Origin of the sequence: Arthrobacter sp. MYb227, from assembly GCF_002975435.1 — a bacterium.
Taxonomy (GTDB): Bacteria; Actinomycetota; Actinomycetes; order Actinomycetales; family Micrococcaceae; genus Paeniglutamicibacter.
The window spans coordinates 200,566-213,379 of the sequence record NZ_PCPT01000003.1 but is presented as its reverse complement, the minus strand read 5'-3'; the positions used below and the strand labels follow the sequence as shown (position 1 = coordinate 213,379).

The following is a 12,814-nucleotide window of genomic DNA, read 5'->3' as shown; positions in this document are numbered from 1 at the left end:
TGCCTTTGGGGGGAAGAAATCTCCGACCTGGCTGAGGTTTCGAGCATTGAGCAATTGTCAGGTGATTCATAAGCCTGATGTTCCTTCTGTGACCCGCCCCCTAGACTTACTTTGTCGGGTGTCTCCCCGTTCGGGAACAATCGTGTAGCGCCGACGCATCCAATGTATCTGCACGCAGCTTTCAAGCCGAACAATAGATGTAAGAGTGGCTAAGGAAACTAGCCCTTCTCACGCTCAAAGTTGCTCGCAAAGAATCTTTCTGGTTAGTTCAAAATCCTAACGACGCACTCTGCGCCAAGCGCGAATCTCCTTGGTGCGCTACTGCCCTTACGATTAGCTAAGACCATGACACGCACACTTATTCTGGGTGGAACCGCATGGCTCGGACGAGAGCTAGCCAAGCAGCTGATTGCCAAGGGCGTTGAGGTTACCTGTCTAGCTCGTGGTGAATCCGGGAAAGTGCCCAACGGAGCCAAACTCCTTCAGGCAGACCGGCGAGCGCCGGCTGCCTACGATCGGGTAAAGGACCTCGATTGGGATGAGGTCATTGAGCTTTCTTACGAACCCGAGTTTGTCACCGGTGCTCTAGACAACCTTGCCGAGCGAGCAAAGCATTGGACGTTAGTTTCTTCTGTCTCCGTGTATGCAAGTAATCAAGAACCCGGTGCCGGTGAATATGCGTCGTTGGTTGAGCCCACGGATCTTGAGGACTATGCCCAAGCCAAGGTCGCAGCCGAGTACGCCAGCACCGCGGCTCTAGGTGAACGTTTGTTGATCGCTAGGCCGGGGCTAATTGTCGGCCCCGGAGATACAAGTGACCGCTTTTCCTACTGGGTATCGCGCTTAGCCCTTGCCGGGCATGAGGACGTGTTGGTTCCGGATGTATCGACTCGGTTCGTCCAGTTTATTGATGTCCGGGATCTTGCCAGCTGGCTTGTTAAGGCTGGGGATCAAGGACTTGCCGGAACTTTCAACGTCGTGGGGCAGGAACACCAGTTCGCTGATTTTCTACAGGCCGTCACGCTGTCCGCTTCCTATTCCGGAGAGTTTGTGACTGCTACGGATCAGTGGCTTCAAGAACATGATGTCAAGTATTGGGCCGGACCATACTCGTTGCCGCTCTGGTTGCCGAATGGTGAGGAGGGCTTTGCGCAACGAAGCTCATTTCGATATGTGGCTTCCGGTGGGAGTATTCGTCCGCTCAACGATACTCTCGGTGATGTTCTTAGCGATGAACGTACTCGCGGTCTTGAAAGAACACGCCGTTCGGGGCTCAGCCGTACGGAGGAGCTAGCCCTTCTCCAGCAATTCAGGGCCGAGTCATCAAGTTAGTTCACCCGGCAACCTAGGCTACATAGATGACTGATGAACAGGTTCGTATGGCCTACTCCGCACGTGCGGCCGAATACACAAGTATTCTCGGGTCCATTGATGACATGCATGAGCTTGACCGAAAACGTATCGCCAGTTGGGCAGAGGACATCGAAGGTCCTATCGTTGATGCCGGTTGCGGTCCGGGGCATTGGACAAATTTTCTGCATCAGCGCGGGGCAGATGTATCCGGGGTGGACATCGTTGAAGATTTTGTTGCTGAAGCACGGATTCGATTCCCCGAAACTACTTTTCAGCTTGCTTCGCTCCGCTCACTAGATTTGCGAGACGGAAGCGTGCAAGGAGTGTTGGCTTGGTACTCGCTGATCCATCTACCGCCAAAGGATCTTCCCGAGGTTCTTGCAGAGTTTGTCCGGGTACTCGCACCCCAGGGCCATCTCCTCATTGGTATGTTCCACGGAGATACGGCGCAACCCTTTACCCATGCGGTTACCCCGGCCTATTTTTGGTCCGTCGAAGAGATGAGCCGGCTACTAAACCAAGCTGGTTTTGATGTGATCGAGGCGGATACTCGCTGCAATCCAGGAATGCGGCCTCACGCGGCAATCAGTTCTCTCCGTCGCGCCTGCTGCCCCCCCAAGGGCTCACTACCGTCCCAGCGGTAAATATGTTTGGGAAGTTTGCGGAGTTGTGGCAAAGCGGCTGCAGCTGATGTTCTTGCTGCCAGGCTGAATGCTACGTAGGCTCAAGGGTCCAGAGCGATTTATTCTCGAGGGAAGTGGCGAAATGTTGAAGGGCTACCGTAGTGTCCCGCTAATTTTCTTATTAGTCGTCCTGATTGTTTTCGCTTTTACCCAGTGGCTTCCGTTATTACTACTGCTCCCGGGTGGTGCTGCGATGATGCTTGCCGGTAAAAACGGATATGCCACAAATCCTTACCAGAAACCGCAGAATAATAAGCCTCCGTATGAGTGATCTGACCGTCTAGCTTTCCTTGTCCTACCGGTCCCACGATGGTGTGAACAGATTTCGTAATCGTTCCGGCAATGCCGCATCGCTTTCTGGCCCCCGATACCAACCGCTTCTGTTGGCGTACTTTTCCACGGCTGCCAATGCATCGTCATATGCTGTTCGGTTGAATACTAACAACTGGGGCAAAAGTGATGCAGGGTCATTGGCATCGGCCTCTTCTTCCTCTTCATCGTTGTCTCCAGCCCAATGCGGTTGTTTCCAGATGACCAAGTCGGTCTCGAATACAACATCTACCGCGAGATTTCCGCAGCCTAGGTCTCCACACGCAGAGCAAACCGCGATTTCTAGTTCGCTCTCAGAATGCCTCTCGTCCCGGTCGGCAGAGACACCTCGATATTCGGCTAACGATTGGCGTACCGCTCTACGTGGGAACCGACGTGCAAAAGGTGAAACTCCCCATGATCGAGTGGGATCAACAATATCGATGAGTGCCCTACCTCCAATGACAAGATCTACGGCTTGTTCCGCGTGATTCCAACGCGCCAGAATTGATGCCAGAGAGCTTTGGTATGCAGTCATTTCGTTAGTATCCCATATGCCTATTTGGTCCTTGGCACATCGGGGGTTGTGAACGCCATTTGTCTGGGCGGATTCAATCGTTAGGAAACAACATCGGGTCAACGACACACGGCACCATGCTCGTAGGCCTCAGTTCATGCGAGATAGGCTCACCGTATGCCCAAGAAAGTACCCGCCGTGGAGTTGACCCCCATGCCTTTTACTGTCGCAGAGCTCATAACAAAGTTGGTTGTGATGCCTTGGCCGCGCTCGGTCGGAGAACGTGAAGTTCTCTTCACGAAGCTTGAATTTACTTCAGGAAACCTGTTGGAACTAGAAAACGATGATTTTCCGCATCAGATAACGGAACTGGGCACGGCTCTCGGCGGAGCAGTTCGCGGATCGTGGGATACCTACAAGCGAGAATTTCTGGGAATCACACTTCATCTCTACAGTGCTCAAGAGCCGCGAAATCATGCTGCTCGCACTGGATTTGATGAACTATGTAGTCAGCTCAGCAAAGAATTTGGTCAACCCAAGCACCCCTGGGAAGGCGAAGAGACACCACCGTGTCTTTGGGAAGCCAATGGCAGAATCATCACCACACACTTATTTACGCACCGGGACAGTAGCGTGATGTTGAGCGTAGAAGATGCAGTTCTAGCCTCTATGGCCGATGACGATTCGATTTCTGGATAAACGATTCCCCTTGTATGACGCTGAGAACTTCACCCGGCGAGCTCAGGAAGCATGCAACGGTAGTCCCCCCTCTACATGAGGAGTCTTCGAGTGGTTCTGTACAGCCAAGTGTCTTAACCGGCTCACTCATCCTTTTGAGACAACGATTAGTTTTGCCCAAGAATACGGTGTTTGTCAGAGTGAGTATCGGTAAAAGCAACCACTCTGTCCCAATCACATAAAAATGATATGTCAGAAATGTGTCTAAAAATGGAACTAAATATTGCTTGCGGACAGTACAGGATATGAACCAAGAAAAATCGGTTCGTGACCGGGAACTGCTAGAACGGGGACTCGCCGGTAACGGACACAGCTTCGGTGAATTATTCGAAAGGCATCGCGATCGGGTATTCCGGCATACCTTCAGTATCCTGTCCGATGCCACTGCCGCGGAAGATGTCACCGCCATGGTCTTCTACGAAGCCTGGCGCAAACGATCAACCATCCGCATTGTCGACGAATCAATCATTGCGTGGTTATTGGTAACTGCGAACTTCACCATCCGAAACCACACCAGACAACAACGTCGGTACCGGAAGTTCCTCTCTCAGCTCCCGGAGCCCGAGCGCGGCAACGACCTCGCCCAAGATGTTATCGATCAACAACATGCCGAAGATGAGGGACAGCTCATTCCAGCGGCTTTCAAGATGCTCAACGCCCAGTCTCGCGACATACTCACGCTATGTGTGATTGAACAGCTTTCTATACAGCAGGCTGCAAGCGTCATTGGGGTCCCCGACGGCACGATCAAATCTCGACTCTCACGAGCCAAAAGCAAACTCGGCCAATTTTATTCCGACGCTGTTACATCCACGGTCCCTTCTTTATCTGAAAGGTGCTTGCCATGAAAACCCCAACCTTTGATCCACAACGCTCCGAAGCCATCAAGGCACAGCTGGCCCACATGTCCCAAGCCAAAGCATCATTTCAGGAGAAATTCCCACGCCGCTCATCTCGTGGTCGGCGCCCCATTTTTGCTCTGGCCGCAACCGCAGTAATCGGTTTGGGACTCACCGCCGGGTTCCAAATGAATGCAACCGCTGCACAAGCCGGAGCAACGCTCAAAGACTTAGCCCAGGTCTCCATCAATTACATCGACCCGCAGCCTAGCGCCAATGAATACCTCAAAGTAAAAAATAGCGGGTTTTGGGAGAACTGCACCCAAGATAACAACACTCCATATTCTTGCGTCCCGGCCCCGGAACGGATAGGCATCACATACAAGCCCGGTGACGAAAATCGCAAATGGGTGCACGAATCGATAGACAAGGGGCACCCTGAATACGATGAGGTAATCCATGCGTTTGATGGTGCATTCTTCGGCACCAGAATGTATCAGGTCGAGGATCTATTGCCTCATGCCACGAGCGGGCAAGCCCTCTATGAGTATGTGGATGGAAGCTACGACGGTGGTTCATCCTCGCACGCGGAAAATAATTTCGTGCGGCTCACCGATGCGTTGCGCTCCGGAGTCATCCCGGCCAAACAACGAGCTGCATTCTACGATGCACTCACCCGTGTTTCCGGAGTCACCGTCGAGCTAGGTATAGAGACTGCCGATGGCCGAAAGGGCGTTGCCATCGGCCGCACCGAACCTCTCCGGCTGGGCAAACGCTCCGAGTTGATCGTTGACCAGTCAAGCGGACAGGTGATTGGGGAACGCACTATTATGACGGTCGCTGTCTTGGGGTACGGAATGAACGAGGTCAACGGCCAAAGTGCAATCACTTACTCGGTAGTCGATCAGGTTCCTACTGCAACGCGTGAGCCCGAACCGACCTCCGATGAGATGCCCTACGGAGACTAAATAAATTTCTTGTCGGCTGATGCATTGTCATCAGCCGACAACACAAATGTCTCCAAAATAACCGCAGGTCGCTTCCTCAATGGAGAACCTCCTCCTAAGCAATGCAATGGGTCCACAATCCATCTGTAGTGTTTAGACGGGAAGCGAAAGTACTGCATGAAGGCCGCAGCATGTTTATGGTTCAGAACTACTAATTAGCGGCAGGGATGCGCTCACGCTGACAACGAGCGATGATAATTTTTGCCACGCTCGCGGCAGCAATTCCAGTCATCAAGGTAACAAGCACGCGCCATTGATCTTGTGGCCACTGAATGAGGATCAGCATCCAGTTCATTCCAATAGCAAAGATGACCCAAGCTGCAAAAGGAACCGATATATCGATAGGTATGCGACGCCAGTCTTCAAATCTAAAGACTTCCGCAACGATCTTCATACTTCTTCTCTCCAAACGCTGGCTTCCGACATAAAAGAAAAGCTAAAGTAGGCTCGGCCCGATAATAGCAAGAGCCAGCTTGTACGGGTGATCTGCTTCCAGTTAGTCCACCCGTACAAGCTGGCTTTATGCGTGTATTCAATTATGGCACCGGCTACGGAGCAGAGTCCACCACGGTGGTGCGGATGGTTGTCCAACCAATTGTTGATCCGGCCGGGACAGAACCCAAGGGTTCAAGTGTGACCTGCCGTTCACCAATCAGCTGACCCGTCTCGGGATCTATGATGATGTCTTGGCGGAAATTTGAAACTGTCTCAACCCTGCCGATGGAAATCCCCTGTTGGTCATCCAGCGTTGCTTGGTTTTCGGTCACCACTACTCCGGGGATCATTGCCGCGGCCTTGTACAGTGCCGACCGTAAATCGGCCGGCACCAAGCCGGTGCGTAACAGATCAGCAATGAATACCAAGGCTTGACCATCAATAGATTGTCCGCTCCCGATATTTTCTAGGTAGATCTTGTTTAGCAACATTCGAGGATCTCGGGGATAAGCCGCGAGTTCTTTGGTACTCGGAAAGGTGCTGGGAGAATCATAGAAAGCACCATTTACAGCACTAAGATACTGTGCAGACTCGCCCTGTTCCTTTGCCTGTTGATAGGCAACTTCCTTCGATTTATCACCAAAGAATGTAGTGGGGACGCGCCCTGACCGTTCCCAAACCCATTCTTGGTCACGATTGGCGGGGACGTAGAGCGACCTTTTCTCGGTGTCCGTCCACTCAACATGATCATTAGAGCCGACGATGCCCGATGTATCCTGTACGCCGTAGGTACTCAACGAGAGGTTGGTGCTTTCCACTTTCAGGTACTGTCCGGGCCCCACTCGGGGATCCACGGTCTTGATGGTCAGCGCCGCAGCGTTGTTCAATACCTCGGCAGCCTGGGCGCTGGCGGCACCGCGCCAGCCTGCCAACCCAACTACATTGGTACCTACTAATACGGTAACAAGCCCGAAAGTGGCAGCAGCCATCAAGCTGACGCGCAATGCCGTCTTAGAACGGCGCTTGTTCTTCTTTATTCCTGGCGAAACGATGTGCTGCAACAGTTGCGCACGTCCATCGTTTATTACCGATTCTTTGACGGTAGGGTGCTCAATGCGTAGCTCACGCAGTAACTTGAGTTCGTCCATGGTCTGCCTCCTCAGTGTTGTTTCGGAGCGCGGCGGCAGCGTCCTTTAGTTTGCGCCGGGCCCGGTTCATACGTGACCTCACGGTGCCAACTGGCACGTTGGTTGCTTGGGCGATGCCCTCGTACGTCAAATCCGCCCAGGCATAGAGCAAAATGCATTCTCTGTCGACAGGCGATAATTTACATAGCGCTAAAGCTAGTGCCGAGGTGGTTGCGATTGCATCGAGCTGCTCGGCAATTTGTTCCGTACTGTCTGTATAAGCGTCACGGCCAGAAGATTTAGCAATAATCTTGAGGATTTTTGCTTCTGTCCGATGGTGCCGTCGAAGTAGGTTGGTTGCGATGCCAAATAGCCATGGTCTGGCGTCATCCCAAGCATGGTCGAAAGAATCACGTCCTTCAAAAGCAGCAAGGAAAGTTCCTGCCATCACGTCTTCGGCTGCTGATTCCCCTGCACGGCGGAAAGCATACCGATAAATCATCCGGGCATATTTGTCATAGAGCTCGGCGAAAGCCGCAGGTCTCTCGCGGGATCGGCGAATAATGTCGCTGTCGTTAGTCACACTATGTATTGCCCATCGGATGAAAAAGAGTTCACGGAAAAGAAAACTTTCAAGAATAGTTGCTAGAAGCGAGATAGTTAGCGCAAATTTTCAGTGACTTATCAACCAGGCTCCTCCCATACACTGGTACAGGCATCATTTTCAATGACTCAGCTTGTGCGATTCTGGGGTCCGGTTCATCCTCCGGTACAACTCCGGCAAGTCTCATGGCACGAGTATCCCCGAAGTCTCTGGCTTCCGCACACGGTATTGCTCTCCTTGAAATGTCACCAACCTCTTCACGTACGCCACAACACTAGAAACATACAATTTCGGTATGGCCAATGTCAGCGTTGCAGACGTACGTAATAATTTTTCAGATCTAATTACCCGGTCACAGACCGAAGCCGTCTTCATCGAACGCCGCGGGCAACGAGCAGCAGTGATGATCAGCCCTGCATATTATAAACGCATGCTCGAAGCGCTAGAAAAGGCAGAAGACATGTCGGCCTTCGACCTTGCTATGGAAGAAGAAGGACCAAATATCCCTTGGAGCCAGGTGAAGTCTGATCTGGGCCGGGTATGAAATATCAAATAGAAATGCGCCCCGCAGCATTTCGTGCACTGAAGAAAGTTGATCGTCAAGAACTCGATCAAATTAGGGGCACACTCGCTATATTTAGGTGAGAACCCAAGACCTCCAGGAGCAAAAGCTCTTCAAAGCCGTCCAGGATTCCGAGTCCGAGTTGGTGACTATCGCATCAGTTATTCCATCAACAACGGCATCCTTGTTGTAGCTAAGTTGTAGTCCTAACCCACTATTTCCGATTGGAACGACAATCCTAGCTGCGCGCTTGCACCAGGTTGGCAAACGGAAGTCCACCATGAGCCAAAACAAACTCGGCTTGGTATTTGGCCAAGGAAACATTGAGTGCGTCCAGCGGTAGTTCTTTCCACGCAATGAGAAGATCTTGCGGGTTTGCGAGCTGCCAGATCAGTCGTCCATCCCAATGTCCCGGCGGTTTGCCCTTCCCAAAGTCCACGAATTCTTGAATCTGACGACGTAGCCCTCGGTTGCCATGGCTTCCCACTCCTGCCTTGCCGATGTATAGCACTTCGGCATCCGCAATCCATTCGGCAGACAAAGCAGACTCTGTCAGTGTAGGATTCTTTTTCTTGAAAACCCCAGCCGTGCTCTTGGCCAAGTATTGGGGGTCGAATCCCGTAGGGCGCACAATCACGAAGATCCCCTGACGTTGTGGAATCCGGGTGATCTCGAGGGCCTTCATGGGCCGGAACCCCGTGAATCCTTCATCTTTAAGAGACTTCATGGTGAACTGCATCGGGTTCCTCGGCGTTGGAAGACATGGGCTAGTGCTTGGCGTTCTCCCGCAGGATCATGATTCGCACCTATGATGCTACCCGCATCGCAGTGGTAAAGGCCTGACTCGAATATGATGAGCTCATGCGCCATACCTCGGGACAACAGTTCGGAACCCTATTCGCGCCGTTGCTTTTGCGCGGAGTGTTAGCCGGGATGGTTGTTGGATTGGTTCTCGGTTCTGCCATGACAATCCAATCAATGATTGAAGCCGCAAATGATCCCGAGTTGTGGGCCGGTTGGGGTCCTTGGGGTTATGGCCCTGTCCCGTTACTTTACGGCACGTTTGTTGGTGGAGTCATGGCTCTAGTTCCCCTCATCGGAGCTTTCCTTGCACTGTACGTGCATTCCGGTATTGTCCCGCTCCCTTCGGTGAACCAACAGGCAAGGGCAGCTTGCTACGGAGGAACCGCAGCATCAATGATTCCGGCGATCATGCTGATGGTGACGAATGACGAAGGAGCGCCAGCAGTGATTTATATTGCCGTTGGGTTCGTTCTTGTTTCAAGTTTGATCACTTTTGTTCTCACTCGCAGGTTTCTAGGACGTCTAAAACGCCATGAGGAATTGACCATTCGTGTCACCCGGGAAACCGTATAGAACGTACCTGCTCCGCATAGTTCGGGTATCTTCACCCGCCGGACTATGTGAACAGCGGCATTCGTCATCGTCTCAACCGTAGCCAACAACAATAATTTGCCGTATCAATAACAGGAGAACACCACAAAATGCACGGAGTCCGGATTGCCACTCAAACAAACTTGGACACGGCGGCGAAGGTTCTGGCCTCTGCATTCGCTGACTATCCGTGGACTCGTTGGGTGCTACCCGCTGATGAGTACCAAGAACGCCTCGAAGAGATTCAGCGTCTATACCTTGCCCACGCATCCGAAAACGGCATCGTCGTTGTGGATGATCGTGTGCGTGCAGTAGCTGCTTTCCTTCCACCTAACGCTCCGGCTCCATCAGCGGCTCTCCAGCAACGCGTAGCGGAGCTTCACGGTTCACGACTCGAAACACTCATGTCACTGGAACTACCGCAGTCCCCCGAAGGAAGCTGGACATTCGAAACTGTTGGCGTGGAACCAACTCAACAAGGACTTGGGCTCGGCACTGCGGTTCTATCCCATGGCTTGGCGCTGATTGATGCACACGAAGCAACGATCTCACTCGAGACTTCGGATGAACGAAATGTCCGTCTCTACGAGCGACTCGGCTTCAAGACCAATGACGTTACGACCATTCCAAATGGACCGATGGTTTATTCAATGGCGAGGCCAACGCAATCCATCCAGAAAACGAACCAATCCTAGACTCGTAAATTGGTTTGATCCCAAAATCGGTTCCCGGACTAGCGCAATCACGTTCAAGCCTGCGAAAGTTAGCAGAGCTTGTTCAACTGCTTGGTTTTTAGAAAGGTGAAACTGGATGTGGGATAGCTACCGCATTGCAGCCTGCCCCGCTGGCTGGATTGAGTTGAGTGAAAATGGTCGGGGAGCCATAGCGGCCTGGTATGCCGGATCCAATCGTGTAGTCCGAGCACCCATGGGTGTACGTACGGATCAAGTTCAGGTGACCTGCGAATACCCTGACGGCAGTAGCAAATCTTGGTCAGAGACCTTTACGCCGGCCGAAGTCGAGGAAATCGAAAAGGATATCGACTCCTACTTACACGATTCACGCCTCCGATCGCGACCTCATGGATACCGCTGGTTTATGCGCCTGCCCCCAAAGGTTAAAGATGAACGCGAATTCTGGGGCCTACTCGGTCAAGCCGATGCAAAGATGCCACCAGCCAATCGAGATCTTCCAGCGGAAGCTAAAAATCTCGGTCAGACCATTGCTACCCTTTTCGAACGTACGGCCAGCAAAGACACTCAAGCCTTCGCTGGCAATCACTAAAACAATCCAGAATGAGGTTCGATGAGTTCTGGGCCATTATTTCGCACGTTACCTACTGCTGCGTCTACTTCACGAAGGGACCACTTAGCTGCCACCTCATAGGCATCGGATCGAGCCATTTCCACGAGCTCTGCGGCATTCTTGTTTTCCGGATCAAGCCATTCGGAAAGCGCTTCTTTGGCCAGCGGGATGGGGAGTCGGTCGTGGAGTCCATGAAGCTCTTCAAGGATCTCCGAGTCGGAGTCTGCCGGAGGTGACGGGCAGGTGAGGATGGTGGTGGACAGGAGCCACTGGTCTGGGTCACCATCGGCTTTTTCTGGGTCTTTCCACCATTCGTAGAGTCCCGCGAAGAAGATCAGGGAATCGTCGCTGGGATGTACGTAGAAGGGGCGCTTCTTGGCTTTGGGACTGTCTCCGGCTAACCATTCGTAGTAGCCCTCGGCCGGTACAGCGCAGCGTTTCGATTTGATGGCGGCGCGGAAGGTTAGCTTTTCCGTGACAGTTTCGCTGCGTGCGTTGAACGCTCGGACTCCGACTGCAGGGTCTTTGGCCCAGCCGGGAATCAAGCCCCATTTGGCGACGTGGACTTGCCTGTGGTTTTCGCCATCGATGAGGCGCTCTAGGACTATTGGGACATCGGTAGTTGGGGCGATATTCCATGATTGTCGCAGTTCCAAGTTTGCGTCTGCTTCTGCTTCTGCCTCTGCGACGAGGTCACCAATGGCTTTGGCCATGACGTATCTTCCGCACATCACTTTCCCCATTCTCTCTTAGCGCTACAACGTTTAGTCTCGCATATTTGCGCGCCTCGATGGTCTCCTACGCACGGTTGGGAGAGGCGCACCCATCGGGAGTCTTCCTTGAAGGATTCCCCAATTTATTGCCGATCGCTTTAAGCGAAATGCTAATGCTTTAGTTCTATCCCCAGAGGATCATCTCTCGCATGAATAACAAGAAAGATCCCGAGCCAGAAGCTCAAAACACAACCGCATCTACCTCCACTCAGCCAAGCACGACTTTTGTCTTGCCCGAAGCCATGACGGGTAAGGCAAGTCCAGCGAAGGCAGCCCTCGGTGACAAACCAGTTTTCTCTTATATCGCTAGCGTCCCAGAGCCCCAACGTGGCATCCTCGAAGCCGTCGATGCACTTGCATCCACGACTTTGCCCAACCTGCAACGCTCCGTGAAATGGGGCATGGCCTACTACGGCGTTGGCGATGGTTGGTGCTTTAGTTCCGGAGGTTTTGCCCACCATGTGAAGCTCATGTTTATCAACGGCATCAACCTGACGCCGGTTCCACCGGTGACACCCGTGGGGATGGGCAAAGCAACGCGAGGGGTTGAACTTGAATCCATTGAAGAGCTTGACGAGTTGCAGATTGCCCAATGGATGAAGCAGATAACAGCGGTTCCAGGAATTGGTGGCAAGAAACACTGAGCCCAAGCTTTCCAACTGGGTTGCTCAAATTCGTCCAAGCCTATAGTTCATCTCTGGCTTGGATGACATCGCCGAATCCATGAAACCGACCATACGTTGGGCCGATGAAATAACTGCCTCGCGTCCGTGGTTATATGAAGTATGACTGAAAATGCAAAACTTTCCCCCTACATCCCCGAAGCCGGGTCCGTCACGATGTTCACCACCTCGTGGTGCGGATACTGCCGCAACCTCAAGCGACTGATGGATGCCAAGGGCATTGGCTACACCGAGGTAAATATCGAGGAAGTTGAAGGTACCGCAGAGTTGGTTGAGCACTTCAACGGAGGCAACCAGACGGTACCCACCTTGATCTTCTCCGACGGTACCGCCGCAACAAACCCGCGCATTGAAGAGGTCCTAGAGCGCGCCTAGTCATCCTGTGCTTGGATAGAGGGGTGAGATCTGCCATTCACGGTAGGCCTCACCCCTCTAGCAGTTAACAATCCATGGCCGCGAGACGGCCACGCATGAAATGGAGTGT

17 protein-coding genes are annotated in these 12,814 nt (G+C 52.6%); 11 read left to right on the top strand and 6 right to left on the bottom strand.

The window, feature by feature from the left end; all coding sequences use genetic code 11:
• Positions 1–345 precede the first annotated feature (345 nt).
• Together CQ018_RS08465 and CQ018_RS08460 are read left to right on the top strand one after the other, a co-directional pair.
• Positions 346–1,332, top strand: coding sequence for an NAD-dependent epimerase/dehydratase family protein (locus CQ018_RS08465; protein ID WP_105549555.1), 987 nt, complete (start codon positions 346–348; stop codon positions 1,330–1,332).
• 26 nt (positions 1,333–1,358) lie between these two features.
• On the top strand, positions 1,359–1,997 hold the full coding sequence (locus CQ018_RS08460; RefSeq protein ID WP_105549554.1) for a class I SAM-dependent methyltransferase: 639 nt from the start codon (positions 1,359–1,361) through the stop codon (positions 1,995–1,997).
• Between the two features lie 334 nt (positions 1,998–2,331).
• On the opposite strand, the gene CQ018_RS20270 is transcribed toward CQ018_RS08460, so the two are convergent.
• Positions 2,332–2,883 (bottom strand): hypothetical protein, encoded by a 552-nt coding sequence (locus CQ018_RS20270; protein ID WP_105549552.1) that lies wholly within the window; start codon positions 2,881–2,883, stop codon positions 2,332–2,334.
• 177 nt (positions 2,884–3,060) lie between these two features.
• On the opposite strand from CQ018_RS20270, the gene CQ018_RS08445 reads away from it, so the two are divergent.
• The 3 genes from CQ018_RS08445 (at position 3,061) to CQ018_RS08435 (ending at position 5,407) form a co-directional block, all read left to right on the top strand.
• Positions 3,061–3,561, top strand: coding sequence for a hypothetical protein (locus tag CQ018_RS08445; RefSeq protein ID WP_146111852.1), 501 nt, complete (start codon positions 3,061–3,063; stop codon positions 3,559–3,561).
• A 284-nt stretch (positions 3,562–3,845) separates the two neighbouring features.
• Positions 3,846–4,448, top strand: a complete 603-nt coding sequence (locus tag CQ018_RS08440) for an RNA polymerase sigma factor (protein ID WP_105549550.1) — start codon at positions 3,846–3,848, stop codon at positions 4,446–4,448.
• Positions 4,445–5,407 (top strand): hypothetical protein, encoded by a 963-nt coding sequence (locus CQ018_RS08435; protein ID WP_105549549.1) that lies wholly within the window; start codon positions 4,445–4,447, stop codon positions 5,405–5,407. The genes CQ018_RS08440 and CQ018_RS08435 overlap by 4 nt, the downstream gene beginning before the upstream one ends.
• A 190-nt stretch (positions 5,408–5,597) precedes the next feature.
• On the opposite strand, the gene CQ018_RS08430 is transcribed toward CQ018_RS08435, so the two are convergent.
• The 3 genes from CQ018_RS08430 to CQ018_RS08420 form a co-directional block, all read right to left on the bottom strand.
• Entirely contained in the window at positions 5,598–5,840 is a 243-nt protein-coding gene (locus CQ018_RS08430; protein WP_105549548.1) for a hypothetical protein, read from the bottom strand.
• 154 nt (positions 5,841–5,994) lie between these two features.
• Positions 5,995–7,029 carry a CU044_5270 family protein gene (locus tag CQ018_RS08425; protein WP_105549547.1) on the bottom strand — a complete coding sequence of 345 codons (1,035 nt, stop codon included), beginning with the start codon at positions 7,027–7,029 and terminating at the stop codon, positions 5,995–5,997.
• On the bottom strand, positions 7,004–7,591 hold the full coding sequence (locus CQ018_RS08420; protein ID WP_258142464.1) for an RNA polymerase sigma factor: 588 nt from the start codon (positions 7,589–7,591) through the stop codon (positions 7,004–7,006). Before CQ018_RS08420 ends, CQ018_RS08425 begins: the two co-directional genes overlap by 26 nt.
• 316 nt (positions 7,592–7,907) lie before the next feature.
• Between CQ018_RS08420 and CQ018_RS08415 the strand changes: the two genes are divergently transcribed.
• Positions 7,908–8,156, top strand: a complete 249-nt coding sequence (locus tag CQ018_RS08415) for a type II toxin-antitoxin system Phd/YefM family antitoxin (RefSeq protein WP_105549546.1) — start codon at positions 7,908–7,910, stop codon at positions 8,154–8,156.
• A gap of 256 nt (positions 8,157–8,412) precedes the next feature.
• On the opposite strand, the gene CQ018_RS08405 is transcribed toward CQ018_RS08415, so the two are convergent.
• A complete protein-coding gene (locus CQ018_RS08405) occupies positions 8,413–8,913 on the bottom strand; it encodes a hypothetical protein (protein ID WP_105549545.1) in 501 nt (166 codons plus the stop codon).
• Between the two features lie 122 nt (positions 8,914–9,035).
• On the opposite strand from CQ018_RS08405, the gene CQ018_RS08400 reads away from it, so the two are divergent.
• From CQ018_RS08400 to CQ018_RS08390, 3 genes are all read left to right on the top strand, one after another.
• Positions 9,036–9,551, top strand: coding sequence for a hypothetical protein (locus CQ018_RS08400; RefSeq protein WP_105549544.1), 516 nt, complete (start codon positions 9,036–9,038; stop codon positions 9,549–9,551).
• 128 nt (positions 9,552–9,679) lie between these two features.
• The gene (locus tag CQ018_RS08395) at positions 9,680–10,264 is read left to right on the top strand and encodes an N-acetyltransferase (protein ID WP_105549543.1); all 585 of its coding nucleotides are present in this window, start codon (positions 9,680–9,682) and stop codon (positions 10,262–10,264) included.
• 115 nt (positions 10,265–10,379) lie between these two features.
• A complete protein-coding gene (locus CQ018_RS08390; protein ID WP_105549542.1) occupies positions 10,380–10,853 on the top strand; it encodes a DUF5956 family protein in 474 nt (157 codons plus the stop codon).
• Here CQ018_RS08390 and CQ018_RS08385 read toward each other — a convergent pair.
• Positions 10,850–11,605 carry an SOS response-associated peptidase gene (locus CQ018_RS08385; RefSeq protein WP_181149827.1) on the bottom strand — a complete coding sequence of 252 codons (756 nt, stop codon included), beginning with the start codon at positions 11,603–11,605 and terminating at the stop codon, positions 10,850–10,852. The genes CQ018_RS08390 and CQ018_RS08385 overlap by 4 nt on opposite strands.
• Before the next feature lie 191 nt (positions 11,606–11,796).
• Here CQ018_RS08385 and CQ018_RS08380 point away from each other — a divergent pair, with 191 nt between their 5' ends.
• Together CQ018_RS08380 and CQ018_RS08375 are read left to right on the top strand one after the other, a co-directional pair.
• A complete protein-coding gene (locus tag CQ018_RS08380; RefSeq protein ID WP_258142463.1) occupies positions 11,797–12,291 on the top strand; it encodes a DUF1801 domain-containing protein in 495 nt (164 codons plus the stop codon).
• Positions 12,292–12,432: 141 nt separating this feature from the next.
• The gene (locus tag CQ018_RS08375; protein ID WP_105549540.1) at positions 12,433–12,705 is read left to right on the top strand and encodes a glutaredoxin domain-containing protein; all 273 of its coding nucleotides are present in this window, start codon (positions 12,433–12,435) and stop codon (positions 12,703–12,705) included.
• The last annotated feature ends 109 nt before the right edge of the window (positions 12,706–12,814 follow it).